Origin of the sequence: Kocuria flava, from assembly GCF_001482365.1 — a bacterium.
GTDB classification, from domain to species: domain Bacteria; phylum Actinomycetota; class Actinomycetes; order Actinomycetales; family Micrococcaceae; genus Kocuria; species Kocuria flava.
Genome location: NZ_CP013254.1, coordinates 1,427,453 through 1,453,658, shown reverse-complemented (window position 1 = coordinate 1,453,658; position 26,206 = coordinate 1,427,453). Strand labels below are relative to the sequence as shown.

21 protein-coding genes and 1 tRNA gene are annotated in these 26,206 nt (G+C 75.9%); 8 read left to right on the top strand and 14 right to left on the bottom strand.

Annotation, left to right across the window (positions count from 1 at the left end; all coding sequences use genetic code 11):
• Positions 1-29: 29 nt before the first annotated feature.
• A complete protein-coding gene (locus AS188_RS06545) occupies positions 30-1,112 on the bottom strand; it encodes a lipid II:glycine glycyltransferase FemX (protein ID WP_058858177.1) in 1,083 nt (360 codons plus the stop codon).
• 204 nt (positions 1,113-1,316) lie between these two features.
• Here AS188_RS06545 and murJ point away from each other — a divergent pair, with 204 nt between their 5' ends.
• Positions 1,317-2,867, top strand: a complete 1,551-nt coding sequence (gene murJ, locus AS188_RS06540; RefSeq protein ID WP_058858176.1) for a murein biosynthesis integral membrane protein MurJ — start codon at positions 1,317-1,319, stop codon at positions 2,865-2,867.
• Positions 2,868-2,886: 19 nt separating this feature from the next.
• Here murJ and AS188_RS06535 read toward each other — a convergent pair whose 3' ends face one another.
• The 6 genes from AS188_RS06535 to AS188_RS06510 all read right to left on the bottom strand — a co-directional run bounded on the left by AS188_RS06535 (position 2,887) and on the right by AS188_RS06510 (position 10,235).
• A complete protein-coding gene (locus tag AS188_RS06535) occupies positions 2,887-4,074 on the bottom strand; it encodes an ATP-grasp domain-containing protein (RefSeq protein ID WP_058858175.1) in 1,188 nt (395 codons plus the stop codon).
• A gap of 132 nt (positions 4,075-4,206) precedes the next feature.
• Positions 4,207-4,485: an HPr family phosphocarrier protein gene (locus AS188_RS06530; RefSeq protein WP_058858174.1), complete on the bottom strand. Its 279-nt coding sequence runs from the start codon at positions 4,483-4,485 to the stop codon at positions 4,207-4,209.
• Positions 4,486-4,550: 65 nt separating this feature from the next.
• On the bottom strand, positions 4,551-6,251 hold the full coding sequence (ptsP, locus tag AS188_RS06525) for a phosphoenolpyruvate--protein phosphotransferase (protein ID WP_058858173.1): 1,701 nt from the start codon (positions 6,249-6,251) through the stop codon (positions 4,551-4,553).
• A 65-nt stretch (positions 6,252-6,316) separates the two neighbouring features.
• Entirely contained in the window at positions 6,317-8,401 is a 2,085-nt protein-coding gene (locus AS188_RS06520) for a PTS fructose transporter subunit IIABC (RefSeq protein WP_058858172.1), read from the bottom strand.
• A gap of 71 nt (positions 8,402-8,472) precedes the next feature.
• Entirely contained in the window at positions 8,473-9,447 is a 975-nt protein-coding gene (locus AS188_RS06515) for a 1-phosphofructokinase family hexose kinase (RefSeq protein ID WP_058858171.1), read from the bottom strand.
• Complete coding sequence (locus AS188_RS06510; protein ID WP_058858170.1) at positions 9,444-10,235, bottom strand: DeoR/GlpR family DNA-binding transcription regulator; 792 nt, start codon at positions 10,233-10,235, stop codon at positions 9,444-9,446. The genes AS188_RS06515 and AS188_RS06510 overlap by 4 nt, the downstream gene beginning before the upstream one ends.
• A 244-nt stretch (positions 10,236-10,479) precedes the next feature.
• Here AS188_RS06510 and AS188_RS06505 point away from each other — a divergent pair, with 244 nt between their 5' ends.
• The 4 genes from AS188_RS06505 (at position 10,480) to AS188_RS06490 (ending at position 15,382) form a co-directional block, all read left to right on the top strand.
• Positions 10,480-12,249, top strand: coding sequence for an ABC transporter ATP-binding protein (locus tag AS188_RS06505; RefSeq protein WP_058858169.1), 1,770 nt, complete (start codon positions 10,480-10,482; stop codon positions 12,247-12,249).
• Positions 12,249-14,213 (top strand): ABC transporter ATP-binding protein, encoded by a 1,965-nt coding sequence (locus AS188_RS06500; protein WP_058858168.1) that lies wholly within the window; start codon positions 12,249-12,251, stop codon positions 14,211-14,213. The genes AS188_RS06505 and AS188_RS06500 overlap by 1 nt, the downstream gene beginning before the upstream one ends.
• Positions 14,210-14,665 carry a DUF3817 domain-containing protein gene (locus AS188_RS06495; RefSeq protein WP_058858167.1) on the top strand — a complete coding sequence of 152 codons (456 nt, stop codon included), beginning with the start codon at positions 14,210-14,212 and terminating at the stop codon, positions 14,663-14,665. Before AS188_RS06500 ends, AS188_RS06495 begins: the two co-directional genes overlap by 4 nt.
• A gap of 114 nt (positions 14,666-14,779) precedes the next feature.
• A complete protein-coding gene (locus AS188_RS06490; RefSeq protein ID WP_058858166.1) occupies positions 14,780-15,382 on the top strand; it encodes a TIGR03085 family metal-binding protein in 603 nt (200 codons plus the stop codon).
• 96 nt (positions 15,383-15,478) lie between these two features.
• Here the strand turns inward: AS188_RS06490 and AS188_RS06485 are convergent, their stop codons facing one another.
• The 5 genes from AS188_RS06485 to AS188_RS06465 form a co-directional block, all read right to left on the bottom strand.
• Positions 15,479-17,713 (bottom strand): L,D-transpeptidase family protein, encoded by a 2,235-nt coding sequence (locus tag AS188_RS06485; protein WP_058858165.1) that lies wholly within the window; start codon positions 17,711-17,713, stop codon positions 15,479-15,481.
• A 22-nt stretch (positions 17,714-17,735) separates the two neighbouring features.
• Entirely contained in the window at positions 17,736-18,443 is a 708-nt protein-coding gene (locus AS188_RS06480) for a DUF4352 domain-containing protein (RefSeq protein WP_058858164.1), read from the bottom strand.
• 368 nt (positions 18,444-18,811) lie between these two features.
• Positions 18,812-19,234, bottom strand: a complete 423-nt coding sequence (locus AS188_RS06475; RefSeq protein WP_058858163.1) for a hypothetical protein — start codon at positions 19,232-19,234, stop codon at positions 18,812-18,814.
• 470 nt (positions 19,235-19,704) lie between these two features.
• Positions 19,705-19,778: transfer RNA gene (locus tag AS188_RS06470), tRNA-Thr, on the bottom strand.
• A 203-nt stretch (positions 19,779-19,981) separates the two neighbouring features.
• Positions 19,982-20,854: a DsbA family protein gene (locus AS188_RS06465; protein WP_058858162.1), complete on the bottom strand. Its 873-nt coding sequence runs from the start codon at positions 20,852-20,854 to the stop codon at positions 19,982-19,984.
• A 185-nt stretch (positions 20,855-21,039) separates the two neighbouring features.
• Here AS188_RS06465 and AS188_RS06460 point away from each other — a divergent pair, with 185 nt between their 5' ends.
• Both AS188_RS06460 and otsB read left to right on the top strand, forming a co-directional pair.
• Positions 21,040-22,533, top strand: a complete 1,494-nt coding sequence (locus AS188_RS06460; RefSeq protein WP_058858161.1) for an alpha,alpha-trehalose-phosphate synthase (UDP-forming) — start codon at positions 21,040-21,042, stop codon at positions 22,531-22,533.
• Complete coding sequence (otsB, locus tag AS188_RS06455) at positions 22,530-23,354, top strand: trehalose-phosphatase (protein WP_058858160.1); 825 nt, start codon at positions 22,530-22,532, stop codon at positions 23,352-23,354. The genes AS188_RS06460 and otsB overlap by 4 nt, the downstream gene beginning before the upstream one ends.
• A 12-nt stretch (positions 23,355-23,366) precedes the next feature.
• Here the strand turns inward: otsB and AS188_RS17660 are convergent, their stop codons facing one another.
• On the bottom strand, positions 23,367-24,191 hold the full coding sequence (locus tag AS188_RS17660; RefSeq protein ID WP_261340417.1) for a MurR/RpiR family transcriptional regulator: 825 nt from the start codon (positions 24,189-24,191) through the stop codon (positions 23,367-23,369).
• Between the two features lie 143 nt (positions 24,192-24,334).
• Between AS188_RS17660 and AS188_RS06445 the strand changes: the two genes are divergently transcribed.
• Positions 24,335-25,603 (top strand): DUF4032 domain-containing protein, encoded by a 1,269-nt coding sequence (locus AS188_RS06445; RefSeq protein ID WP_058858158.1) that lies wholly within the window; start codon positions 24,335-24,337, stop codon positions 25,601-25,603.
• Positions 25,604-25,616: 13 nt separating this feature from the next.
• On the opposite strand, the gene AS188_RS06440 is transcribed toward AS188_RS06445, so the two are convergent.
• Positions 25,617-26,159 carry a TetR/AcrR family transcriptional regulator gene (locus AS188_RS06440; protein ID WP_236945070.1) on the bottom strand — a complete coding sequence of 181 codons (543 nt, stop codon included), beginning with the start codon at positions 26,157-26,159 and terminating at the stop codon, positions 25,617-25,619.
• Between the last annotated feature and the right edge of the window lie 47 nt (positions 26,160-26,206).

The following is a 26,206-nucleotide window of genomic DNA, read 5'->3' as shown; positions in this document are numbered from 1 at the left end:
GGACCCGGCGGGCGGGGTCGTCGGGGGTCTCAGTAGAAGGGCTGGCCGGTGCGGCGCACCCACAGCTGGCGCTGGACCTTCTCCGCGAACCGGGTCCAGGCGGCGTAGCGGGCCGGGCGCAGCACCAGGTCGTGGACGCCCACGAAGTCGACCACGGACTTGGTGAAGCTCGTCTTGAACAGCCCCAGCCCGTAGTAGGGGTGGTCCTTGTCCTTGAGCCGGTCGCTGGGCGGGGTGCCGCACAGGTCGTACTCCACGATCCCGTGCTCGCGCATCAGGTCCGTGACGGCCGTCCACTGCACGAGGTGGGAGTCGCCGTACTGGCGGCGCCGGGGCTTGGAGCCGCCGTCCTTGTAGGTGCCCTTGCGGCCGTAGGCCACGACGTAGGCGCCCACGGAGGGCTCGCCGTCCTCGTAGGTGAAGTACATCCGGCCCTGTCCGGCGCGCTCGAAGGCCGTCCAGAACTTCGCGTAGTAGTCGTAGGAGCGCAGGTTGATGTTCGCCTCCCCCTGCCCGACCGTGTCCATGAGCGCGTACATCCGGCGCATGTTCTCCTCGGTCAGCTCCACCCGCTCGACCGTGCAGCCCTCGCGCAAGGCCCGCCGCACGGCGTTGCGCCCGCGCGAGTGCAGGGACTTCAGCACGGTCTCCTCGTCGGCGTCCGTGGCCAGGACCGCCGTGGAGTCGTTGGGCTGGATGTCGAAGGACTTCCGCAGCCCCGCGCGGGCGAGCACCGCGCGGGCGTGCTCGGAGGCGGGCACGTCCGGCTCGATCTTGAGCGCGAAGACGTCCAGGCCCTGCTCCGCCACGAACCGCGCGGTGGCCTCGGCGATCCCGGGGACGTCCTCGACGGCGGCGACGTCGGGGCCCTTGATCATGTACCAGAGCCGGCCCAGGGCGGGGACCTTCTTCTCCAGGACGAGGTTGTAGGAGGCCTGCCCGCCGTCGGCGGGCTCGTGCACGAGGTGCAGGGGGCGCCAGCCGTGCTCCGCCTTGACCTCCGCGAAGGACGCGGACTGCAGCATGTTCCCGCCGTTGGGGTTGGCCGTGACGTGGTCGTCCCAGGCGGCGATCTCCTGGTCGGTGGCGAAGCGCGCGGTGAACTCTCGCAAGGCTCTCTCAATCGTTCGGGGTGGTCGAGGGGGGGTCGGGCGGGGCCCCGGTCAGTCTAACCGCGCGGGGGGCGGGAGCCCGGCGGGCCCGTGTGTATCCTGTTCGGGCGGTCCGCCCGGGGGGTCCGGGACCCTCCCGGCGGACCGGGACGGGACCGGCGCCGAGCCCGGAGGACCCCGGGAGCTGGGAAGGTGGCGGGAACCGTGGGTGCATCGGGCGGCCGGTGGAGCATCGCGCGCGCCGCGGTGCTGGTGACCGGGCTGACCGCCGTGTCCACGGTGCTGGGCTTCGCCCGCGACGTGGTGATCGGCGCCGTCTTCGGGGCGGGCGCCGCCCTCGACGCCTGGCTCGTGGCCCAGGGGGTGCTCAACGTGGTCCTGGGCCTGGCCGCGTGGGCCATGGCCCGGTCGGTGACCCCCGTCGTCTCCCGCGAGGCCGCCCGCGAGCGGGACGCGGGCACGGGCTGCCGCGGCCACCGCGGCTTCGACGTGGCCCTGACCCTCACCCTCGTCGCCCTCGGGGCCGCCGCCGTCGTGGCGGGGCTGCTGGCGGCGCCCCTGACCGCCGTGCTGGCCCCGGGCTTCGCGGGCGAGCAGGCCGCCACGGCCGCGGCCCTGACCCGCATCGTGCTCGTGGCGACCGTGCTCGTGGCCGCCACCGACCTGCTGGCCTCCCTCGCCCAGGCCCACGGCCGCTTCGCCTGGTCCTCGGTCCAGGGGGTGCCGTTCAACCTCGTGATGATCGCCGCCGCGGGCCTGCTCGGCCCGCACTGGGGCATCGCCGCGCTGCCGGCCGGCTACGTGGCGGGCTCGGCGGCGCGGCTGCTGCTGCAGCTGCCCCCGCTGCGGGCGCTGGGCACCCGCGTGCGGCCCCGGTGGGACCTGGCCGATCCCGGCTTCCGGGAGATCGTCCGGCTCGTCCCGCCGATGCTCGTCGGCAACGCGGTGGTCAACGTCAACACCCTCGTGGACCGGGCGGTGGGCTCGACCCTGGCCGAGGGCTCCATCACGGCCCTGACCTACGGGTGGCGGCTGGTGGACCTGCCCGAGACGCTCGTGATCGCCTCGCTGCTGGTTCCCCTCTACCCGGCGCTGTCCGCCGCGGCCGGGGACCCGCCCGAGCTGCGCCGGCTCGTGGGCCGGGGACTGGCCGTGGTCGTCACGGCCCTGACCCCGCTGTGCGTGCTGTTCACGGTGCTGGCGGGCCCGCTGGTGGCCACGGCCTTCGGCCACGGCGCGTTCGACGCCGAGGACACCGCCGCGACCGCCACGGCGGTCGCCTGGTACGCCCCCGCGCTGCTGGCCCTGGGGATCCGGCAGGTGGTGGTCCGGGCCTCCTACGCCCTGGGCGACTCCCGGGGACCCGTGGTCGTGGCGGTGCTGGCCATGGTCGTCAACGTGGCCGGCGACCTGGTGCTCGCCCCCGTGCTGGGGGTGGCGGGGATCGCCGCGGCCACGAGCGCCTCCCTGGTGCTCGCCGCGGCGCTCAACGCGTGGCTGCTGCACCGCCGCCACGGCGGCCTCGACGCGCGGCCGGCGCTCGCGCTGCTGCTGCGGGCCCTGGCCCTGGGGGCGGTCTCGGGCGCCGCCGGCGCGGCCGTGCACGCGGCGCTCGCGGGCGCCCCGGAGCTGCTGCTGGTGCCGGCGGTGGTCCTGGTGGTGGGCGCCGTGCACGTGCTGGGGCTGGCGCTGCTGCGCGCCCCGGAGCTGGGCCTGGCGCGCGACGCAACCCGGACCGTGCTGCGGCGGCGCTGAGCCCCGCCCGCTCCCGGCCTCAGCCGCGGCGGCGGGCCAGGCGCCAGGTCAGCAGGTGCCAGGCGGGTCCGGGGTCGCGGAGGTCCCAGACGCTGTGCTGGGCGCCGAGGCTCCAGCGCAGGCTCTCGGCGACGTCGGCCGCCAGCCCGCCGCGGCGCTCGGCCCGCGCCCGCCGCAGGTCCCCCGACAGCCAGGTGTAGCGCACCCCGGGGCGGGCGTCCGGCAGCGGCGGCACCGGGCGGCCGAGCACGAGGCGCGCCCACGCGTCGGTCAGCCCCGGGCGGGCGGCCTCGGCCAGGGACAGGGAGCCGTAGAACCGGCCGTTGAGGTCGATCAGGTGCGGGACGCCGTCGTCGCCGGTGAGGAACTGCAGCTCCACGAGCCCCCACCAGCCCAGCTCCCGCAGCAGCACCTCCGCGCGCGCGGCGAGCTGCTCGTCCACCGGCACGGTCCGCGCCCGGGCGGAGGCCCCGTTGGGGGTGGGCCACAGCCGGGGCGTGCTCTGCTGGACCCGCCCGTGCAGGCGCCCGTCGCGGAAGACCCCGATCAGCGCGCCGAGCCGGCCCCGGACGGGCTCCTGCAGCACCGCCTCCGCCCCGGCGGCGCGGATCAGCCGCACCTGGCGCCGGGCGGAGTCCGCGTCGCGGTGCAGCCTCGCCTCGATCCGGTGCGGGCGGGTCTGCCCCGGGGCCCAGTGGGCGCGGCACTTGACGACGGCGGGGCCCTGCCACGCCGCGAGGTCCTCGTCCGTGGCGGGCACCGTGCGCGGGGCGGCGAGCCCGGCGCGGGCGGCCCGGGCGGCCAGGCCCATCTTGTCGAGGGCGGCGGCGACCACGGGCGGGTCGGGGTGGGCCGTGCGCGCCGGCAGGTGCCGGCGGTAGGCCGAGACGGCCGCCATCCAGTCGTCGCCGGCGCCGAAGACGAGGTCGTAGCCGCCCTCGGCCACGGCCCGGCGCACGCCGTCGACGAACGCTCCCCCGTCCCCGCGGGGCCGCGGGACCTCGTGCCGGGCCCGGGCGGCGCGGGAGGCGCCGAGCATGCCGGGCTCGGGGGTGCCCACGCCGACCGACCACCCGCCGCGGCGCAGCGCCCGCACCGCGGCCAGGGCGCCCCGGTCGCGGGCCGTGCCCACCACGAGCACCCGCCCGGGGGCCGGGGGCCGCCGGTCCGTGCTGGTCGGCGCGGTCGGTCTCGGTGCGGGCGTCATCGGTCCTCCGGTCGTCGGGCTGGGCACGGCTCCCACCGTATCCCGTGCTCGTGAGGGCTCCGTGGGACGGGGCCCACGCGACGGCGCCCGCCCACCGGGAGGTGGGCGGGCGCCGTGGACGGGCCGGGGGTGCTACTCGGCGTCGTGGTCGGTCTCGAGGATGCGCACGAGCGCGTCCAGCGCCTCGTCGGCCCCTGCGCCCTCGGCCCGGAGGACGACCTTGTCCCCCTGCTCGGCCCCGAGGGACATCAGCGACAGGACGCTCGAGGCGTCCATCGCCTCGTCGGCCGGCTCGCCGTCGGCGGCGATGGTGATCTCCAGGTCGTACTCCCCGGCGGCCTCGGCGAAGATGGCGGCGGGGCGGGCGTGCAGGCCCACCTTGGAGGCGATGGTGGCGGTGCGTTCTGCCATGGTGGTGCTCCTTCGGGTTGGGGTGGTGCTGGGTTGGTGGGGGGAACGGGAGTGCGGGCGGGGCCTCAGAGGCCCAGCTCGGCGAGGACGGGCAGCTCGGCGCGCACGGCGGCGGCCGCCTCGGCGGCCGTGGCCTGCTCGACCGCGAGCTCCGCGAGGGAGCGGGCCGTGGCCAGGTCCACCGAGCGCAGGACCGCCGCGACGGGCGAGAGCGCCCGGGGGCTCATGGACAGGGTGTGCACCCCGAGGCCCACGAGCACCACGGCCAGCGCCGGGTCGGCCGCGGCCTCGCCGCACACGCCGACGTTGCGGCGGCCGGCGCCCTCGGCCTCGGCGCGGCGGGCGCCCTCGACCGTGAGGCGGACCATCCGCAGCACCGCGGGCTGCCAGGGGTTGTTGAGCTCGGCGAGCGAGCCCAGCATCCGGTCGGCGGCCATCGTGTACTGGGTGAGGTCGTTGGTGCCCAGGGAGACGAACTCGACGTGGCGCAGGATCTGGTCGGCCGTCACGGCCGCGGACGGGGTCTCGACCATCACCCCGGGCACCCGCAGGCCCGCCGTCGCGGCCATCGCCGCGAAGTCGCGGGCCTCCTCGGCCGCGGAGATCATGGGCGCCATGACCCACACCTCCGCGGCCGTGGCCTCGTCGGCGCGCGCGATCGCCTCGAGCTGGCGGGCGAGCACCCCGGGCACGGAGCGGTCGGTGCGGTAGCCGCGCACGCCCAGCGCGGGGTTGGGCTCGGCGGTGTCCGTGAGGAACGGCAGCGGCTTGTCCGCCCCCGCGTCGAGGGTGCGGACCACGACCTTCTTCTCCTCGAAGGCGGCGAAGATCGCGGTGTACTGCTCGACCTGCTCCTCCACCGAGGGCTCCTCCCCGCGGCCCAGGAAGCAGAACTCCGTGCGCAGCAGCCCGACGCCCTGGGCGCCGGCCGCGGCCGCGGTGCGCGCGTCCTCGGCCGTGCCCACGTTGGCGTAGAGCGGGACCTCGGTGCCGTCGGCGAGCACGCCCCGGCCGTCGAAGTCGCTGCGCGCCGCGGCGGCCCGCTCCCAGGACGCGACGAGCTCCCGCTCCTCCGCGCCGGGCTCGGTGCGCACCTCGCCCGTGGCGCCGTCGACGAAGACCTCGGTGCCGTCGGCCAGCTCCTCGACGCCCCGGGCGGCCACGATCGCGGGCAGCCCCAGGTTGCGGGCGAGGATGGCGGTGTGGGACTGGGGCCCGCCCGCGGAGGTCACCAGGGCCAGGACCTTGGCCGGGTCCAGCGTGGCCGTGTCCGCGGGGGCGAGGTCCTCGGCGGTGAGCACGAAGGGCGTCTCCCGCTCCGGGATCCCCGGCATGGGCAGCCCCCGGAGGCGGGCCACGAGCCGGGCGCGCACGTCCTCGATGTCCGCCGCGCGCTCGGCCATGTACCCGCCGAGGGCGCGCATCTGCTCCGCGTAGGCGCTCGCCGCCTCCCACAGGGCCCGCTCGGGGGCGAGGCCGCGGTCCGTGATCAGCTTCCCGGCGTTCTTCAGCAGCGCCCGGTCCCCGGCCATCAGCGCCGTGGACTTGAGCACGTCCGCGGCGTCCTTCTCCGTGGCGGCCTCGGCCCGGCGCTTGAGCTCCGCCTTGACCTCCGCGGCCGCCTCCTGGAGGCGGGCCACCGCGTCCTCGGGGGCCTCGTCGCGCAGGGCCAGTCCGGCCGCGGGCTCGGCCACGGGAGCCGGCATGCTCACGAGCTCGCCGATGACGCGGCCCGCGCACACCCCCACGCCTGTCAGTGTTCGCATGTTGTCCTTCTTCCCGGGGAACGGTCGGTGGGTGGCCGCCACGGGGGCGGCCGGGGCGGCGCGGGTCAGGCGGTCGCCGCCGCGGGCGCGGCGGCCGCGACGTCGCGCTCGGTGTCGGCCACCTTGCGCTGGACGCCGCCCACGTGCTTGAGGGCGACGACGACGCCGGCTGTGACCACCGTACCCACGAGCACGGCGGCGAGGAACATGAGCGGGTTGCCGATGATGGGCAGGATCCACACGCCGCCGTGCGGGGCGGGGGAGGTCACGGCCGCACCCATGGCCACGGCACCGGCGGCCGCGCCGCCGGCCATGGTCGCGGGCAGCACGCGCAACGGGTCCGCCGCGGCGAACGGGATCGCGCCCTCGGAGATGAAGGACAGGCCCAGCAGCCAGGCGGCCTTGCCGTTCTCCTGCTCCACCGTGCTGAAGTAGCGCTTGGCGACGAGCGAGGCGAGGGCCAGGCCCAGCGGGGGCACCATGCCGGCGGCGATGACCGCGGCCATGATCTCCTGCGGGGCGGTGTTGGCGGCCGTGGCCGCGCCCAGGCCCGCGGCGGCGAAGGTGTAGGCGACCTTGTTGATCGGCCCGCCGAGGTCGAAGCCCATCATGAAGCCGAGGATCGCGCCCAGGGCCAGGGCCCCGGCACCGGTCATGCCGCTGAGCTGCTCGGTGAGCCAGGCCATGAACGTGGCGATCGGCCCGCCCAGGACGAGCAGCAGCAGACCGCCGGCGAAGATGCTGGCCAGCAGCGGGATGATCACCACGGGCATGAGCGAGCCCACCCAGCGGGGCAGCTGCGGCTTGGCCAGCCAGTAGGCGGCCAGGCCGGCCAGCAGGCCGCCGACGATGCCGCCCAGGAAGCCCGCGCCCATGAAGTTGGCCACGAGCCCGGCGGCGAAGCCGGGGGCGATGCCGGGCCGGTCGGCGAGGCCGTAGGCGATGTAGCCGGCGAGGGCCGCCACGAGGAGGCTCATGGCGAGGTTGCCCGTCTTGAACAGCACGGCGCCGAGGTACTGGGGCAGGGTGAACTCCCCCAGGTTCCACAGCGTCGAGGTGCCCAGGACGTCGTCGGCGATGTTGGCGATGTCAGCCCCGGCGACCATGAAGCCGAAGGCCATGAGCAGGCCGCCCGCGGCGACGAACGGGATCATGTAGCTCACGCCCGTCATTACGGCCTTGCGGATGCGGGTGCCCCAGCCCTCCTGGCCGGAGGCCGCGGCGTCCTCGGCCCCGGCCCCGCCGCCCTGGACGCGGGGGGCGTCCGGGTCCTCGGCCCGGGCGAGGGCCTCGCGGATCATGACGTCGGGCTCGTCGATGCCCCGCTTGACCGGGGAGGCGACGTAGGGCTTGCCGGCGAAGCGGCCCCGGTCGCGCACGTCCACGTCGGTCGCGAAGATCACCGCGTCGGCCGCGGCGATCGCGGCCGGGTCCAGCTTGGTGAAGCCCGCCGAGCCCTGGGTCTCGACCTGCAGGTCGACCCCGAGCTCCTGGGCGGCGTTGCTGAGCCCGTCGGCGGCCATGTAGGTGTGGGCGATCCCGGTCGGGCAGGCGGTGACGGCCACGACCCGGCGCCGCTGCCCCGCCGCGGCGGGGGCCTGCTCGGGGGCCGCGGCACCGGCCGCGTCCCCGCCCGCGGCCACGGCCGCCGGGGTCGCCGCGGCCGAGGTCGCCCCGGCGGGGCCCTCCTCGGCGGGACCGAGCCCGAGCGCGCCGTCGACGAGGCGCACGACCTCCTGCTCGCTGCGGGCCGCGCGCAGGGACGCGGTGAAGTCCTTCTTCATGAGCGAGCGGGCGAGCTTGGCCAGCAGCTTCAGGTGGGTCTGGTCCGCGCCCTCGGGGGCCGCGATGAAGAAGACCAGGTCGGCGGGGCCGTCCTTCGCGCCGAAGTCGACCTTCGGGTCCAGGCGGGCCATGGCCAGGGTCGGGGCCGTGACGGCGGTCGAGCGGCAGTGCGGGATCGCGATGCCGCCCGGGATGCCGGTGGCGGTCTTGTCCTCGCGGGCGATGGCGTCGGCGAGCAGCCCGTCGAGCTGCTCCGCGCGCCCGGCGCGCTGGACCAGCGCGGCGAGCTGACCGATGACGGTCGCCTTGTCCTCCCCGAGGTCCTGGTCCAGCTGGACCAGGTCGGGCGTGATGAGCTCGGACACGGTGTCCTCCTTGAGCGGCGGGCCCTGGGGCCCGGGTGGTTCGTGGTGGTCGGGGAAGCAGGTGGTGCGGGTCAGCCGGCGGCGTCCTGCGGGGCGAGCTCCCGCACGGCGACGGCCTCCGGCGTGGTCCCGGACAGCGCGGGGACCCGTGTGCCGGGCAGTGCCGCGGCCGCCGTGCCGGAGGCGACGGCCTGGCGCAGGCACCCGGCGGGGTCGTCCCCCCGCTCGTGGGCCAGCAGGTAGCCGGCGAGCGAGCTGTCGCCCGCGCCGACGGTCGAGCGGACCGCGACGGGGGCGTGCACCGCGTGCCAGGAGCCCGCCGCGGTGGTCAGCACGGCGCCGCCGGCGCCCAGCGTGGTCAGCACGGCGCCCAGGCCCCGGCCGACCAGTGCCGCGGCCACGGCCGCGGCCAGCGCGGGGTCGGCCTCGAGGGCCTCGCCGTCGCCGCGGCCCACGAGCTCGGCCAGCTCCTCGCCGTTGGGCTTGATCAGGTCGGGCAGGGCGTCGTCCTCGGCCGTCGCGCCGGCCAGGGCGCGGCCGGAGGTGTCCACGGCGATCCGGGGGGCGCGCTCGCCCAGGGCGGTGCGCACCCGGCGGACCAGCTGCGCGTAGGTGCCGGGCTCCGCGCCCGGGGGCAGGGAGCCGGCGAGCACGATCCAGGAGGCCCCGGCCCCGTGGCGCACGAGCAGTGCGGCCAGCTCCTCCAGCCGCTGCGCGGTCAGGGGCGTCCCGGGGGCGTTGAGCTTCGTCGTGGTGCCGTCGGGCTCGGTGATGGTGACGTTGGAGCGCACCGGGGCCCCGGCCGGGACGCTCTCGTGCGGGACGCCGGCGGCGTCGAGCTCGGCCAGCAGGGGGTCCCCGGGGTCCGCGGGGAGCACCGCGAGGGTGGGCGAGCCGCTGGCGCGCAGGGCGCGGGAGATGTTGACGCCCTTGCCCCCGGCGTCCTGCCGGGCGCCCGTGGCGCGCTGGACGGCGCCGCGGCGCAGCGCGGCGCCGAGCTCGACCGTGCGGTCCAGGGAGGGATTGAGGGTGACGGTGAGGATCACGCGAGCACCACCTCGACGTCGGCGGCCTCGAGGGCCGCGGCGAGCTCGGGGCCGGGGGCCCGGTCGGTGACGAGGGTGTCGATCTCCTCGAGGGAGGCGAAGCGCATGAGGGTCTCCTGCCCGAACTTGGCCGCGTCGCACAGCAGCACGACGCGGCGGGAGGTCTGGACGATCGCCGACTTCACGACCGCCTCGATGGGGTCGGGGGTGCTCAGCCCGAACTCGGGGTGCAGGCCGTTGCAGCCGATGAAGGCGACGTCGGGGCGCAGCCGCGAGTAGTGCTCCGCCGCCCGGCCGCCGGCGGCGGCCCAGGTCAGCTTGCGCACCCGCCCGCCCACGAGCTCGAGGCCGATGCCGGTGGCGTCGGCGAGCTTCGCGGCGATGTGCAGGGCGTGGGTGATGATCAGCTGCTCCTGGCCGTCCGGCAGCGTGGAGTCGGAGCGCACGATGAGGTCGGCGAGCGCCTCGACCGTGCTGCCGGCGTCGAGCACCACGGCCCCGGCCCCGCTGGTGCGCAGGAGGGAGAAGGCCGCCTCGGCGATGCGACGCTTCTCGGGGGTGTTCAGGTGCTGGCGGGAGTGGATGGCCTTCTCGTCGACGGTCGTCTGCTCCACGGGCACGGCCCCGCCGTGGACCCGCCGCAGCCGTCCGGCCGCCTCGAGGGCGGCGAGGTCGCGGCGGACCGTCTCCATGGTGACGTCGAAGCGCCGGGCGAGCTCGGCACCGTTGACCCGTCGGCTCGTGGCCACGAGCTCGGCGATCTCCGCCTGGCGCTCCGTCGCGAACATGTCCTGCACCTCCTCGGCCGGGAACCGGCCCTCCGCTCCTGTGTTCCGTTGAGTTTATGTGACTTCGTGTGGGTTTACCAGGGGTTTCGGTGATCCACTTCACGGGACGTCGCGGAGCGGTGCGGGAGCCGCGGGCCCCGGGGGCCGGCGTCCGGGGGCGGGCGTAGCCTGGGCCCGGGAAACCGTGCCCGTCCCGGCCCGCCGTGCGGGCCGGTCCCGTCCCGCGAGCAGGAGCGCCGCCCCGATGCTTGTCCGCCTCCTCCGGCAGTACACCGGCCGCTACCGGCGCTGGGTGCTGGCCGTCGTCGTCCTGCAGCTCGCCGCGACGGTCGCCGCGCTGCTGCTGCCCGGTCTCAACGCCCGGATCATCGACGAGGGCGTGACCCGCGGCGACACGGACCTGGTGCTGCGGGTGGGGCAGGTGATGCTCGTCGTCGCCCTCGTGCAGGTGCTCGCCGCCGTCGCCGCCGTGTACTGCGGGGCGCGCGCGGCCATGGGCACGGGCCGGGACCTGCGGCGGGCCGTCCAGCGCCGCGTCGGCTCCTTCGGGGCCCGCGAGGTCGGGCGCTTCGGGGCGCCGTCGCTGATCACCCGCGGCACCAACGACGTCCAGCAGATCCAGCTGCTCGTGCTCACGGGCCTGAACTTCATGGTCGCCGCCCCCATCATGAGCGTCGGCGGGATCGTCATGGCCCTGCGCGAGGACCCGGGGCTGTCGTGGCTCGTGTGGGTCTCGGTGCCGCTGCTCGCCGTGGTGGTGGGTGCCCTCGCGACCCGCCTGATGCCGCTGTTCCGGCTCATGCAGGCCCGGATCGACCGCGTCAACGGTGTGCTCCGGGAGCAGATCGTGGGGGTGCGCGTGGTGCGGGCCTTCGTGCGCGAGGACCACGAGCGCCGCCGCTTCGCCGGGGCCAACGCGCAGCTGACGGACGTCTCCGTGCGGATCGGCTCCCTGTTCGTGCTGATGTTCCCCCTGATCAGCATGATCCTGCACCTGGCCACGGCCGCGGTGCTGTGGTTCGGCGGCCAGCGCGTGGACGCGGGCCAGATCCAGGTCGGCTCGCTCACGGCGTTCCTGCAGTACCTGCTGCAGATCCTCACCGCCGTGATGATGGGCACCTTCATGCTGATGATGGTCCCGCGCGCGCTGGTCTGCGCGGAGCGCGTCGGCGAGGTCCTGGACACCGTGCCGGAGCTGCGCGAGCCGGAGGAGCCGGTGGCCCCGGGCCCGGCCCGCGGCGCCGTGGAGCTGCGCGGGGTGGGCTTCTCCTACCCGGGAGCGCAGGCCCCCGTGCTCGAGGACCTCGACCTGTGCGCCGGGCCCGGCACCACGACCGCCGTGGTCGGGGCCACGGGCTCGGGCAAGTCCACCCTGCTGCGGCTGCTCCCCCGGCTGCTCGACCCCACGGCCGGGACGGTGCTCCTGGACGGCGTCCCGCTGCCGCGGTACGGGCGCGCCGAGCTGAGCGCCCGCGTGGGGTGGGTTCCCCAGCGGGCCTACCTGTTCTCGGGCACGGTGGCCTCCAACCTGCGGCTGGGCCGGCCGGAGGCCACGGACGAGCAGCTGTGGGCGGCGCTGCGCACCGCCCAGGCCGAGGACTTCGTCCGGCGCATGCCGGGCGGGCTCGAGGCCCCGATCGCCCAGGGCGGCACCAACGTCTCCGGCGGGCAGCGGCAGCGGCTGGCGATCGCGCGGGTGCTCGTGGCCCGCCCGGCGGTCTACCTCTTCGACGACTCCTTCTCGGCCCTGGACACCGCCACCGACGCCCGCCTGCGCGCCGCCCTGCGCCCGGTCGTGCGCGGGGCCACCGTGGTCGTCGTCGCCCAGCGGGTCTCCACCGTGCGCGACGCCGACCGGATCCTCGTCCTGGAGGGCGGGCGGATCACGGCCCGGGGCACCCACGAGCAGCTGCTGGCCCGGTCGGGCACCTACCGGGAGATCGTGCGCTCCCAGGCCGGGGCCGAGGACGCCGCCGAGCCGGCCGCTCCCCTGTCCGCCGAGGGGAGCCGCTGATGTCCCGGCACGAGGCGGCCCCGCCGCGCCGGGCCCGGCGCTTCTGGCCCTCGGCCGGGCGCCTGCTCGGGCTGCTGCGCCCGCACTGGCCGCGCCTGGCCGTCGTGGTCGTCTTCGGGGCGGTCTCCGTGGCGCTGACCGTGTGGGCGCCGCTGGTCCTGGGCCGGGCCATGGACGTGATCTTCCGCGGGGTCGTGGCGCGGTCGGTGCCTGCCGGCGCCGACCGCGCCGAGGTCGTCGAGCGGCTGCGCGCCCAGGGCGAGGACAACCTCGCGGCCATGGTCTCGGCGATGGAGCTCGTGCCGGGACGGGGCATCGACTTCGCGGCCCTGGGGCGGCTGATCGCGCTGGTGCTCGTGCTCTACCTCGTGGCCTCGGTGCTGCAGTGGGCCCAGGGCTGGCTGCTCAACCGCGTGGTGATGCGCGTCGTCCACGACCTGCGCGCCGCGGTGGAGGACAAGCTCCACCGGCTGCCGCTGGGATGGTTCGACGGCCGCCAGCGCGGTGACGTCCTGTCCCGGGTGACCAACGACATCGACAACGTCCAGACCGCCCTGCAGCAGTCCTTCACCCAGCTGGTCCAGTCGGTGCTGACGGTGGCCGGGATCGTGGTGATGATGTTCGTCGTCTCCTGGCAGCTGGCCCTCGTGGCGCTGCTGGCCCTGCCCCTGTCCGCGCTGGGCGCCGGGCTGATCGGCGCCCGGGCCCAGCGGCTGTTCACGGAGCAGTGGCGGGCCACCGGCGCCCTCAACGGCCACATCGAGGAGTCCTTCTCCGGCCACGAGCTGGTCAAGGCCTTCGGCCGGGAGGAGCAGATGGCGCAGGTCTTCGACGAGCGCAACGAGGCCCTCCACCGGGCCGCCTCCGGGGCGCAGTTCGTCTCGGGGACGATCCTGCCGGTGATGCAGTTCGTCTCCTACCTCTCCTACGTCGCGATCGCGGTGCTGGGCGGGCTGCGGGTGGCCTCGGGCCAGCTGACCCTCGGGGCGGTCACGGCGTTCATCCAGTACTCCCGGGAGTTCGCCCAGCCGCTGTCGCAGCTGGCCGGCATGGCCAACGCCCTGCAGTCCGGGGTCGCCTCCGCCGAGCGGGCCTTCGAGCTGCTGGACGCCCCCGAGCAGCGCCCGGACACCCCGCGGGCCCGGCTGCCGCACCGGCCCCGCGGGCACGTGCGCTTCGAGCGGGTGTCCTTCTCCTACGCCCCGGACGAGCCCCTGATCCAGGACCTCGACCTCGAGGCCCGCCCCGGGCGCACCGTGGCCGTCGTGGGTCCGACCGGGGCCGGCAAGACCACCCTCGTGAACCTGCTGCTGCGCTTCTACGAACTGGACGGGGGCCGGATCACCCTCGACGGCACCGACATCACCGAGCTCTCCCGCGCCGAGCTGCGCGCCGCGGTGGGGATGGTGCTGCAGGACGCGTGGCTGTTCGGCGGCACGATCCGGGAGAACATCCGCTACGGGCGCCTCGACGCCACGGACGAGGAGGTGCTGGCCGCGGCGCGGGCGGCCTACGTGGACCGGTTCGTGCGCGCCCTGCCCGCGGGCTACGACACCGTGATCGACGAGGAGGGGGACAACGTCTCGGCCGGCGAGCGGCAGCTGATCACGATCGCCCGCGCGTTCCTGGCCGACCCCTCGCTGCTGGTGCTCGACGAGGCCACCTCCTCGGTGGACACCCGCACGGAGCTGCTCGTGCAGGAGGCGATGGCGGCCCTGCGCACCGACCGCACCTCGTTCGTGATCGCCCACCGGCTCTCCACGATCCGCGACGCCGATATCATCCTGGTGATGGAGGACGGCCGGATCGTGGAGCAGGGCCCGCACGAGCGGCTGCTCGCCGCCGGCGGGGCCTACGCCGAGCTGTACCGCAGCCAGTTCCGCGCCCCGGTCGCCGGCGACGACGCCCCGGCCGCCCCCGCCGGTCCCGCGCTCCCCACCACCCCAGGAGAACCTGCCCCATGACGCCCCGCCAGCTCTACGGCCGCGCCGCCTCCGCCGAGGCCGTCACCTGGACCCTGCTGATCCTCGGCATGGTCCTGAAGTACACGGGCGTCTCGGAGGCCTTCGTCCCGGTCTTCGGGACCCTGCACGGCATCGTGTTCCTCGCCTACTGCGTGGTGACCTGCTTCGTGTGGGTCGACCACCGCTGGTCCGCCGGCGCGGGGCTGCTGGGCCTGGCCTCCTCCGTGGTGCCGTGGGCCACGGTCCCCTTCGAGCGCTGGGCCGCGCGCGCCGGGCTGCTCGAGGGCGGCTGGCGGCTGGCCCCCGGCGGAGCCTCCCCCGCCGGGCCCCTCGAGCGGCTGGGCGCCTGGGCGCTGCGCAGCCCGGCGCTCGCCGCCGCGGCCGGCGTCGCCGCCGTCGCCGTGGCCACCGCCGTGCTGCTCCAGCTGGGCCCGCCCGTCCCCCGCGGCTGAGCCCAGCCGCGGGCCGGGCCGTGGCGGGTCCGGTTCCCGGCCGGGCGGGGCCGCGATAGCGTGGACGGCGGACGGCCCCGCCGACCGCCGGCGGGCGCCCCGAGGAGGAGCCCCGTGACCAATTTCGCCCACGTCGAGCGACGCCACCTGGCCGCGCTGCTGCGCCGCACCGGCCCCGACGCCCCGACCCTGTGCGAGGGGTGGACCACCCGCGACCTCGCCGTGCACCTGGTGCTGCGCGACGGCCGCCCCGACGTCCTCGCGGGCCGGGCCCTGCCGCAGCTGCCCGTGCTGGGCGAGCGGGCCCGCCGCACCGAGGAGTCCCTGACCGGGCTCCCGTGGGACCGGCTGGTCCAGAAGGTGGAGCGGCCCCCGCTGTACTCCCCCGCCCGGCTCGGCCCCCTGGACCGGCGGATGAACACCGTGGAGTTCTTCGTCCACCACGAGGACGTCCGCCGCGCCCAGCCCGAGTGGCACGACCGGCCGCTGCTCCACGACGAGGAGCAGGACCTCTGGGGGTCGCTGCGGCTGCTGGCGAAGGTGCTGCTCAAGGACGACGAGGACGCCCTCGTGCTCATCGCCCCCGGCTTCGGCGCCGTGCGCGGCGGCCGCGGCCGCACCGGCACGGTCCGCGTGCTGCGCGGTGCCCCGAGCGAGCTGCTGCTGTGGGCCTTCGGGCGCCGCGACCGGGCCCGGGTCGAGGAGTCGGTCGAGTAGACCCGCCCGCGCACGACGACGGAGGCAGGGGCCCGCGCGGTGCGCGGGCCCCTGCCTCCGTCCCGGCCTCCCTGCGGGGAGCCCGGCGGGACCGGCTCAGCGGAACAGGTCGGCGCGCACCCCCATGATGATCCGGTCGCCGGGGCGGGCGGTGCGCATGTACCGGGCCACCTCGTGCTCGTGCAGCGAGATGCAGCCGGCCGTGGGGACCTTGTTCGCGTGCAGGAAGATCGCGAACCCGTTGCCCTGGACGATCGGCGAGTCCGGCGGCCGGTTGTAGTTGATCACCACGCCCAGGCGGTAGTCGCCGGACTGGGCGAAGTACCACATGTTCTCGTCCGGCCACGTGTAGCCGGCGGACTCGAAGTACGTGTTGTACAGGGTGCCCGGCCGCCCGCCCCAGCGGGAGTTCGGGTTGAGCTGGCGGTAGGGCAGCGCGGTGCCCGGGTCGTAGACCCCGAAGGACTCCGTGACCGAGTAGGAGCCCTGCGGCGAGTACAGGTACTGGGTGTGCCCCGAGGGCACGCCCGGGCGCTTGAACCCGCTGGCGCCGACGTGGGCGGAGGTGCGCCACTCCTCGACGTAGCTGCCGGCGATCCGCACGCAGTTGACGAACGTGGCCTGCGAGCGCCCGTAGCCCTCCGCGATGGTCAGGGAGACCCGGGCCGCGTTGCGCGTGGGCTGCACGGAGCGGCCGGTGTTGAGGTGGTGGCACTCCCCGCGGAACAGGTGGGCGCGGGTGCCGCCGGAGCGGCTCCAGGTGATCAGCCCGCGCTGGAACGTCTGGACGACGGTCCCGGTGCCGGTCTCGTCGGTGACCGGGTAGCCGAAGGTCCCGCGCTCGCGGCCCGAGAGGATCCACTTGTGGCCGATGGCCCCGTTCGTCTGCACGGCCCGGGCGCCGGTGGCGGGGCTCCAGTAGACGGTGCGGCCCTTCGCGAAGACCTGGCGGCAGCCGCCCCCGGGCAGCCCGCAGGTCTCGTCGGTCACCGGGTAGCCGTAGGTCCCGTTCTCGCGCCCGGCCCGGACCCACTTGTGCCCGATCGCGCCGTCGGTCTTCACCGCCCGCGCCCCCGTGCCGGGACGCCAGTAGACGGTGTGGCCCTCCGCGAAGACCTGGTAGCAGCCGCCGCCCGTGAGCCCGCACCGCTCGTCGGTCACCGGGTGACCGTAGCTGCCGCCCGGGCCGCCCGCGCGGGCCCAGCGGTAGCCGATGGCCCCGTCGGCCTGCACCCAGTGCGCGCCGGTGGCGGGGCTCCAGTGGACGGTGCGCCCGCGGGAGAAGCCCTGGCGGCAGCCGCCGCCGGGCAGGCCGCAGACCTCGTCCTCGAGCGGCCAGCCGAGGCCGGCGACCGCCCCGGAGCGCAGCCACTTGTGCCCGATCGCCCCGCGCAGCTGCAGGAAGTGCGCCCCGTGGGCCTCGGCGTACAGGACCGTGCCGCGCTCGTGCGGCCACTCCCAGCCGCCCTCCCGCTCCTGCATCGGCCCGGTGGGTGCTCCGGTGCGGGCGCCCGCGCGCTGGGCGGCCGCCTCGAGGGCCTGCCGCACGGCGGCCGGGACGCCGGCGTTCTCGTCCGCCGCGGCGGCGGACGGCCGGTCCGCCGTACCGGGCCCCCCGGCGGCGCCGGGAGCCGTTGCCCCGGGCACCGTGTCCTCCCGGTCCCCGTCGCCCTCCGCCGGGGTCCCCTCTGCGCCGGGCCGCTCCGCCGGCTCCTCGGCGGGGCCGGTCGTGGGCTGCTCGTCGGGGGCGGTCGGTGCGGTCCCGGTGGGCTCCGGGGCCGCCGGGTCGCCGACCAGGGTGAGCACCGCCCGGGCACGGGTCCCGGCGGCGTCGACGACGACGTAGTCGACCTCCAGGCGCTCCGGCGCGGGGCCGTGCGCGCCGGTGGGCTCGAGCGCCAGCACGGGGTGCGCGGGGCGCTCCCAGCCCGCCGGCAGGTCGGCGGGGTCGGTGTCCGGGCCGACGACGCGCAGCAGCCCGAGGCCGGTGGCCCGCTGCCGCCCCGGCTCCTCGTCCGGGGCCCCGGGGTCCGGCAGCAGCAGCCGCGACCCGGCGGGGTCGGCCAGGGCGTCGTTGGCGAGGACGTCGAGCCGCGCCGCGCCGTCCTCCCCCGCGGGCTCGAGCTCGGCGAGCACGACCTCGTCGTCGCGCAGGGCGGGCGCGGCGGCCGTGCTGCCGGCCGTGCCGGGACCGGCGGTGGGGCCGGGGGCGGCGGTGGGGTCGGGGGCGGCGGTGGGGTCGGGGGCGGCGACGGCCCCGGGGGTGCCGGCGACGACGACGGCGAGGCAGGCCGCGAGCGCGGCGGGCAGTCGCAGGGCAGGAGTTCTCATGTCGGGGGGTCCCTCGCTGGGGTCAGTCGGTGAACTCGACGTAGTGGTCGGGGGTGGTGTTGTCGAAGACCCGCACGGCCAGCTCGGCCTCCCGGCCGGCGCTGAAGGCGACCTCGAGCGAGGCGCTCCCGCCCGGCTCGAGGGTCGGGAAGGTCTCCATGCGGGCGCCGAGGTCCTCGTCGAAGGCCGGGGTGGCCGGCTCGCCGTCGTCCAGGGCCACGGGGAAGGACCACGGGACGGCGTCGACGGGCTCGTCGCCGGTGTTGGTCAGCGTGAGGGTGAAGACCTGCACCGGGGTGCCGGGGGCCGCGCGGACCGACCGCTGCCCGGTCGTGGCGTGCCGGGGCCCGTCGACCCGGGCCTCGAGGCCCTCCGCGACCGCGGCGGACGTGCCGAGGCGGGCCCCCGCGTCCCGGGTGGCGGTCTCGTCGTAGGGGGCGACGTCGTTGCCGGACGGAGCGTCGGCGGGGGTGCCGCTCGCCGACGGCGGGGCGGTCTCCCCCGGCGCGGCGCCCGGGGTCGTCGCGGCGGGGCTCGGGGAACCGGCCGGGTCCGGGGCACCGGTGGAGCCGGCGGGGCCGGTGGTGGCCGCGGGGCCGGTGGTGGCCGCGGTCGGGTCCTCGCCGGCCTCGCCGGCGCACCCGGCCAGGACCAGGGCCAGCAGGAGCGTCCCGGCGAGCCGGGTGCGGTGCGGGCACGCACGGGGCGGGCGGGGGACGTCAGGGGTCATGGGGGCTCCTCGGGTGGTCCCACGGGGGCCGGGACCACGGCGGAGGGCGCGCCCGGGATGGCGGCCGTCCTGTGGGCCACGCTACACGCGGTGTTTGCTTTCGCGATCAGATGACCGAGTGTGGCGGCCGGGCCGGTGCGGGCGGGCCGTCGTCCGCCGCCCCGGGGCCGGACCCGCGAGGCCCCACCACGGCGCCCCCAGGACGGCGCGCCGCGGCGCGAACGCGGGCTCCGGCCGGCCGGCGGCGGCGTCCGGGGCGGCGGACGACCACGGGCCCGGGCACGGGAGCGCCCCGTCCCGGCGGGACGGGGCGCTTCCTCGCACGACCGGACCCGCCCGTTCAGCGGGCGGGCACGAGGGCCGGGGCCCTAGTGCTTGTGATGGTCCTTGCCGTGATGGTGCTCGTCGTCGTGGTGCTTCTTCTGCCACCCGCCCTTGTCGTCGTCGTAGTAGTGCCACTCCTTGTGGTCCTTGCAGTACCACCAGTGGTCGCCGTGGTCGTGCTTGTCGTACCGGTCGTGGTCGTGGTCGTGGCGGTCGTACCGGTCGCGGTCGTAGCGCTTGTGGTGATCGCGGTCCCGGTCCCGGTCGTGCCGGTCGTGCCGGTCGCGGTCCTTGTCGTGATGGCGATCCCGGTCGCGGTGGTCCCGGTCCCGGTCGTGGTTCCTGGAATGACCGTTCTCGTCCTTGTGGTTATCATTGCCTCCCGCGACCGCCGGGGTCGCAGCCGCGCCTCCGAGGAGGAGTGCTGCGACGGCCGTGCTGGCGAGGGTTTTCCGCAGAGTGCTCATGACTGACTGCTCCAGTGGAAAGGCATGACGATGGCCGCCATGCGATGGGATGTTCGGAGACCTCCGCAACAGGTCTCCCCTGTGAACCAGGTAAGAACACGGTAGGAGCGTCCGGAAAAGGGGTTCAACCCTTCGACCGGGGCGAATGCTGTCACGGTTCCGTCTCGTCGCGGTCGGCCCGCGGCACGTCGTGCCCGACCCTCGCCGGCGCGGCCGGACACCGCGAACATGCCGCTTCCGGCACACGCCGGGATCCCACTGTTTGCAGGGCTCGGGGGCGCTTCGGCCCCCTCCTCCGGGATCTCCGCCGGTCGATCAGCAGTCTTCGGGTCGCCGAGCGCACCGACCGCCGGGAAGCGCAGTGCGCGGGGAAGAAACGCGGTGCGCCCGACACACGCGGTGACGGAGCTTCGCTCCCGCGAAGACGCCCGCGGCACCGGGCGTTCGCCGGCACCGCGGGCGGAAAGCGGAGCCCCCTACCGGATTCGAACCGGTGACCCCCTGTTTACAAGACAGGTGCTCTGGCCAGCTGAGCTAAGGAGGCGGGCTGCGGTCGGACGGCGCCGTCGGGGCGGCCGGACGCACGGTTGCCCAGAATATCGGACCGCCCGGGCCGCCCCGAAATCCCCGTCGCCGCGGGCGTCCGGGACCGGGGTCCGCAGCGTGCCCGGCGGGCGGGGCCGCACGCGCAGCGGCGCCGCACCCCGGCCCGGGGTGCGGCGCCGACCGGCGGGCCGGGGGCGGGCCCTACTTCTTGGCCTCCACGGCCTCGTCCAGGGCCTCCTGGAACGGCTGGTCGCCCAGGCGCTCGCCGTCGACGAAGACGGTGGGGGTGCCGGCGATGCCGTTGGCCAGGGACTCCTGGGAGACCACGTTGACCATCGGGCGCCAGGCGTTGTCCTCGAGCGCGCCCTCGACGTCCGCGCCGTGCTTCGCCGCGATCTCCGCGATCTGCTCGTCCTCGAGCCCGCCGGTGCCCTGGTGGGAGAACATCTCCTCGACGAAGGCGAGGTACTGCTCGGTGGAGACCTGGTTGGCGACCTCGTAGGCGGCGGCCGCGGCCCGGGAGGAGTACTTCGTGGGGGTGGCCCGGTCGAGGTAGTTCAGGTTGCGGTACTCGACCGTGGCGTCGCCCTCGGCGACGGCCTCGGCGATGGCGTCACCGTTCTCGGCCTCGAAGTCCGCGCAGTGCACGCACTCGAAGTCCTGGAAGATCACGACCTCCACGGGCCCGTCCGACTCCTCGGCCTCGGCGGGGTCGACGATCCCCGGCGGCACCGCGGACTCGTCGGGGGTCTCCGGGGCCTCGGGCACCTCGCGCAGGTCGCGCTGGTCGACCTCCGAGGAGTCCTTCACGATCCCGTCCGCGGTGAGGACCGTGCCGCCCCACTCGTTGGCGCTCGCGGGGACGGGGCCGGCCTCGGGGATCTGCTGGGCCCGGTTCTGGGCGACGACCACGCCGATCACGGCGAGGATCACCACCACGAGCGCGAGGATGCCGATCTGCAGCAGCCGTCGCGAGCGCTTCTCCTGCCGGGCGTGCTGGTCCGCGATCCGGCGCGCCCGCTCGCGGGCGGCCTCACGGGACTCGTGCTGGGGGTTCGAGCTGCTGGATGCCATGGGTCCTTCTCGGGGAGGTGCACGGGGGGCGGGTGTTCGGTGCCCAGGGTATCGGAGAGTTCCTGGGCGGCCGCCGGGAGCAGGGCCGGCCCCGGCGGCCGTGTGCGGCCACGGGCAGACCGTGAGGGTGCTGACGAATTAGGATGGGCGCAGGACGACGACGCCCACCGGAAGGACCCGCGCGCATGACCTCGGCCCCGCACCCCGACCAGAGCCCAGCACCCGCCGCCGCACCGGGGCAGGAGGGAGGCTACGACTTCGTCGTCGTCTCCAACCGGTTGCCGGTCGAGCGGACGGTGGAGGCCGGCGAGGCGTCCTGGCGCCGCTCCCCCGGCGGTCTGGTGGCCGCCCTCTCCCCCGTCATGGCCCGCAACGCCGGTGCGTGGGTGGGCTGGCACGGCGCCCCCGACGAGGTGCTGGAGCGCTTCGACCACGACGTCTTCCACCTCGCCCCGGTGCCGCTGTCCGAGCAGGAGGTCGCCGACTACTACGAGGGCTTCTCCAACGCGACCCTGTGGCCGCTCTACCACGACGTCATCGCCCCGCCGGAGTTCCACCGCACCTGGTGGAACTCCTACCGCACGGTCAACCGGCGGTTCGCGGAGCGCACCGCGGAGGTCGCGGCGCAGGGCGCGACCGTGTGGGTGCAGGACTACCAGCTCCAGCTCGTCCCGCGCCTGCTGCGGGAGCTGCGCCCGGACCTCACGATCGGGTTCTTCAACCACATCCCGTTCCCGCCGCTGGAGATCTTCGGGCAGCTGCCCTGGCGGCGGGCGGTGCTCGAGGGGCTGGCGGGGGCGGACCTGATCGGCTTCCAGCGCCCCGGGGACGCGCAGAACTTCCAGCGGTGCGTGCGCCGGTTCCTCGACGTGCCCTTCAAGCAGGGCCAGGCACGGTTCCGCGACGGCGCGGACGAGTGGACCGTCCACGCCCGGTCCTACCCGATCTCCATCGACTCGGGGGCCATCGAGGAGCTCGCGTCCCGCCCGGAGGTGCGCCGGCGGGCCGAGGAGATCCGGCACGAGCTCGGCGACCCGGAGACGGTGTTCCTCGGCGTGGACCGGCTGGACTACACCAAGGGCATCCTGCACCGGATCAAGGCCTACGGGGAGCTGCTCGAGGACGGCTCGCTCACGGTGGGTCCGTCGGTGCTCGTGCAGGTCGCCAACCCCTCGCGGGAGCGCGTGGAGTCCTACGTCCACCTGCGCGAGCAGGTGGAGGGGCTCGTGGGGCACATCAACGGCCAGTTCGACACGATCTCCCACACCGCGGTGCGCTACCTGCACCACGGGTACCCCTTCGAGGAGATGGTCGCCCTCTACCTCGCCACCGACGTCATGCTCGTCACCTCGCTGCGCGACGGGATGAACCTCGTGGCCAAGGAGTACGTCGCGGCCCGCGCCGACGGCTCGGGGGTGCTCGTGCTCTCGGAGTTCACCGGCGCGGCCGAGCAGCTCAAGCAGGCCCTGCTGGTCAACCCGCACGACATCGACGGCCTGAAGGCCACGATGGTGCGGGCCAAGGAGATGCCGCCCGCGGAGGCGAAGAAGCGGATGCGGGCGATGCGCCGCCACGTGATGGGCCACGACGTCACCGGCTGGTCGGAGGCCTTCCTGCGCGACCTCGCCCGGGCGCGGGCCGAGGCCCGTCCGGCGGCCGGGCAGGAGGAGGAGCGATGAGCCGCACGGACGACGACGCCCTGCGGGCGGGAGCCGGCGCGCAGGAGTCCCTGGACCGGGCCCTGGAGCGGGCCGCGGCGGCGGGGACCCTGCTCGTGGCCCTCGACTTCGACGGCACCCTGGCCCCGTTCACCGCCGACCCGGGCGAGAGCCGGGCCCTGCCCGAGGCGCAGTCGGCGATGGAGGCCCTGCTGCAGGAGCAGGACACGTACGTGGCGGTCATCTCCGGGCGTCCCATGGCGTTCCTGCGCTCGGTCGTGGACCCGTCCGGGCGGATGCTGCTCTCGGGCTCCCACGGCGCCGAGATGCACCTGGACGCCCTGGGGGACGCGGCCGAGGACATGGAGCTGCGGCTGAGCCCCGAGCAGCAGGAGCTGCTGGCCGCGGCGACCGCGCTCGTGCAGCAGCAGGTCGCCCGCTGGCCGGGCTCGCTGCTGGAGCTCAAGCCCACCGGGGCGGCCTTCCACACCCGCACCATGGACGACCAGTCCCGGTGCGCGCAGGCGGAGCAGGAGATGGTCGAGGCCTTCGAGCAGCTCGACGGGCTGCGGATCACCCCGGGCCAGCACGTCGTGGAGTCCTCGGTCCACTCGGCCACCAAGGGCGAGGGGATCACGGCGTTCATGCAGGCCACGGGCGCGGACGTCACGCTCTTCGCCGGCGACGACGTCACCGACGAGAACGCCATGCGGGAGCTGGGCCCGCACGACGTCGGGATCAAGGTCGGCTCCGGGCCGAGCGTCGCCGCCCACCGGGTGGCCGGCCCGCAGGAGCTGGCCGCCGCCCTGACCCGGCTCGCCGGCCTGCGCGCCGGGCGCTGAGGCGCGCGCCCGTCAGCGCAGGTCGAGCTCGGCCAGGCTCTCGTAGAGCTCGGCGGCGCGCACCACCCGCCGGCGCCCCTCCTCGCCGGCGGCCGCGAGCACGCCGTCGGCGAGGACCGCCACGAGGCTCATCGCCGCCGCGTAGGAGTCGAAGGGCCCGGCGCTGTCCAGCGGGCACTCCAGCCACAGGTCGGCCGCCCCCGCGTAGCGGCGGGCCGTGCCGTCGGCGACGAGCACGAGCTGGGCCCCGGTGCCCGCGCACGCCTCCGCGAGCGCCCCGAAGCCGCGGGGGCGGCGGCGGAAGCCCACGAGCACGACCGCGTCGCCCGGGCCCACGTCCAGCAGCTCCTCCCCCAGCGTCTGCCCCGGCACGGGCGCCAGGCGCACCTCCGGGCGGGCGTGCTGGAGCTGCTGGCGCAGGTGCAGGGCCACGGGGTGGCTGTTGCGCAGGCCCACGACCAGGACCCTGCGGGCCGCGGCCAGCACCGCCACGGCCCGCTCCAGCTGCTCGCCGGAGGGGTCCAGGGCCCGCCGGAGGTTGCGCAGCTCCTGGTCGAGGTGGCGGGAGCGGCGGGGGTCGGCGTCGGGCCCCAGGGGCACGCCCTGCTGGCGCAGGCCGCGGGCGACCTCCCGGACCTCGGTGAACGACTCGTAGCCCAGGTGGCGGTAGAGCCGGGAGAGGGTGGCCCGGGAGACCCCGCTCATCGCGGCCAGCTCCGCGGAGCTGTAGAGGGCCAGGTCCTCGAGGTGGGCCAGGAGCACGTCGGCGGCCCGCTGCTCCTGCGGGGAGAGCTCCGCGTAGCGGTCGTGGATGCGCTGCTCGATGGACACGCTCACCGCCCCCGCGGGCCGTGCTGGGTCGCCATGCTGTGCTCCTGCCGTGGCCCGGCGCCCGGCGCCGGGGAGGTCCGTACCCCGCCACTCTAGGAGAGCGGGCCCGCCGGGACCGCGCGACGGGCCGGTTGGTAGCATGGCGCGGTATGAAGGGCATCCCCGACCCCCGCTCCCCCGGGCCCCCGGCGGGGGACCGCCCGCCCGGGGCCCGGGTCTCGATCCAGACGGCCTTCCCCGACCCGGTGCTGCTGGAGCTGCCGTGGGAGAAGCCCCTGGAGCAGTGGCCGGAGGAGGTCCTGGTCGCCTTCCCGCGCGGGATCTCCCGCCACGTCGTGCGCTTCGCCCACGCGGGCCCGAAGGTCGTGGCGGTCAAGGAGACCACCGCCCACTACGCCCAGCACGAGTACGGGATCCTGCGCCGGCTGCAGCGGATGGGCATCCCCGCCGTGGTGCCCGACAGCGTGGTCACCCACCGCTACACCCCCGAGGGCGAGGAGCTGCCGGCCGCCCTGGTGACCGACCACCTGAGCTTCTCCCTGCCCTACCGGGCGCTGTTCTCCGCCGGCCCGCGCGCCGAGACGGTCGAGCGGCTCGTCGACGCCCTGGCCTCCCTGATCGTCCAGCTGCACCTGTCCGGGTTCTACTGGGGCGACGTCTCGCTGTCGAACACCCTGTTCCGGCGCGACGCCGGGGCCTTCGCCGCCTATCTCGTGGACGCCGAGACCGGCGAGCTGCACCCGTCCCTGTCCCCGGGCCAGCGCGCCTACGACGTCGAGCTCGCCCGGACCAACGTGGCCGGGGAGATCATGGACCTGCTCGCGGGGGCCGCCGAGGAGGGCCACGAGCTGGCCGACGTCGTCGACCCCTTCGAGGTCTCCGACCGGCTCGTGGCCACCTACGAGTTCCTGTGGCGGGAGCTGACCGTCGAGGAGTCCTTCAGCATGGACGAGCGCTGGCGGGTCGTCGAGCGCGTGCGGCGGCTGAACCGGCTGGGCTTCGACGTGGAGGAGGCCTCCCTGGAGACCGACGACGGGCGGATCCGGCTGCGCCCGCAGGTCGTCGAGCCCGGCCACCACACCCGGCGCCTGCAGCGGCTCACGGGCCTGACCGCCCACGAGAACCAGGCCCGGCGCCTGCTCACGGACATCGCCCAGCTCGGCCAGGACCTCTACCCGGGCCTCGACGAGGAGCTCGTCGCGCAGCTGTGGATGCGGGAGGTCTTCGCCCCGATCATGGCGGCCGTGCCCGCCACGATGCGGCGCAAGCTCGAGCCCCCGGAGATCGTCCACGAGGTCCTCGAGCACCGCTGGTTCCTCTCCGAGCGGGCCGGCAAGGACGTGCCCACGCCCGCGGCCGTGCGCGACTACGTCGCCTCCCAGCTGGCCACCCGCCCCGACGAGCGGGAGATCTTCTGAGCCCGGCCCGGCGTCAGGGCCGGTGAGCCCGCAGCACCCCGGTCAGGGTGCGGTGCACCCGCCCGGGCCAGTCCGGGCCCATCTCCCCGTACCGGGCGAGGTGGGAGTAGGCCGAGCCCAGCACGAAGTCCAGCACCACCTCCACGTCCAGGTCCGCGGCGAGGCGCCCGGCGGCGACCTCCGCCGCGAGCAGCGCCCGCAGCCGCTCCACCTGCGGGCGCACCACGTGGGCCCGCAGGATCCGGGAGGTCTCCGAGGCGGGCTCGCTCAGCAGCGCGACCGCGACCCCCGTGCCCATGTCCCGCAGCAGCAGCCGCAGGGTCCGCTCCAGGGCCTGCCCCCAGTCCCCCGCCGCGTCGGGCTGTTCGGGGGCGTGCACCGCCGCGGCGTGCTCGAGGACCCCCTCGAGCAGCTCGAGGCTGTTCGCGTAGCGGCGGTAGATCGAGGTCTTGGCCACGCCCGAGGCCGCGGAGACCGCCTCGATGCTCACCCGCTGGGGCCCGCCCTTCCGCAGGAGGGCCAGCGCCGCCGCGGTGATCTTCTGGTCGGTCGACACCGTCCTCGGGTCGGGCCGCTGCCCGTCCTCCGTCACCGCCGCCCCCG

Bases quoted from the DNA above. Each gene is read 5' to 3' on its own strand.
- AS188_RS06535 (WP_058858175.1), bottom strand. From the start codon at position 4,074: ATGACGCCCGCACCGAGACCGACCGCGCCGACCAGCACGGACCGGCGG.
- AS188_RS06530 (WP_058858174.1), bottom strand. From the start codon at position 4,485: ATGGCAGAACGCACCGCCACCATCGCCTCCAAGGTGGGCCTGCACGCC.
- ptsP (WP_058858173.1), bottom strand. From the start codon at position 6,251: ATGCGAACACTGACAGGCGTGGGGGTGTGCGCGGGCCGCGTCATCGGC.
- AS188_RS06510 (WP_058858170.1), bottom strand. From the start codon at position 10,235: ATGTTCGCGACGGAGCGCCAGGCGGAGATCGCCGAGCTCGTGGCCACG.
- AS188_RS06505 (WP_058858169.1), top strand. From the start codon at position 10,480: ATGCTTGTCCGCCTCCTCCGGCAGTACACCGGCCGCTACCGGCGCTGG.
- AS188_RS06500 (WP_058858168.1), top strand. From the start codon at position 12,249: ATGTCCCGGCACGAGGCGGCCCCGCCGCGCCGGGCCCGGCGCTTCTGG.
- AS188_RS06495 (WP_058858167.1), top strand. From the start codon at position 14,210: ATGACGCCCCGCCAGCTCTACGGCCGCGCCGCCTCCGCCGAGGCCGTC.
- AS188_RS06485 (WP_058858165.1), bottom strand. From the start codon at position 17,713: ATGAGAACTCCTGCCCTGCGACTGCCCGCCGCGCTCGCGGCCTGCCTC.
- AS188_RS06480 (WP_058858164.1), bottom strand. From the start codon at position 18,443: ATGACCCCTGACGTCCCCCGCCCGCCCCGTGCGTGCCCGCACCGCACC.
- AS188_RS06475 (WP_058858163.1), bottom strand. From the start codon at position 19,234: ATGAGCACTCTGCGGAAAACCCTCGCCAGCACGGCCGTCGCAGCACTC.
- AS188_RS06465 (WP_058858162.1), bottom strand. From the start codon at position 20,854: ATGGCATCCAGCAGCTCGAACCCCCAGCACGAGTCCCGTGAGGCCGCC.
- AS188_RS06460 (WP_058858161.1), top strand. From the start codon at position 21,040: ATGACCTCGGCCCCGCACCCCGACCAGAGCCCAGCACCCGCCGCCGCA.
- otsB (WP_058858160.1), top strand. From the start codon at position 22,530: ATGAGCCGCACGGACGACGACGCCCTGCGGGCGGGAGCCGGCGCGCAG.
- AS188_RS06445 (WP_058858158.1), top strand. From the start codon at position 24,335: ATGAAGGGCATCCCCGACCCCCGCTCCCCCGGGCCCCCGGCGGGGGAC.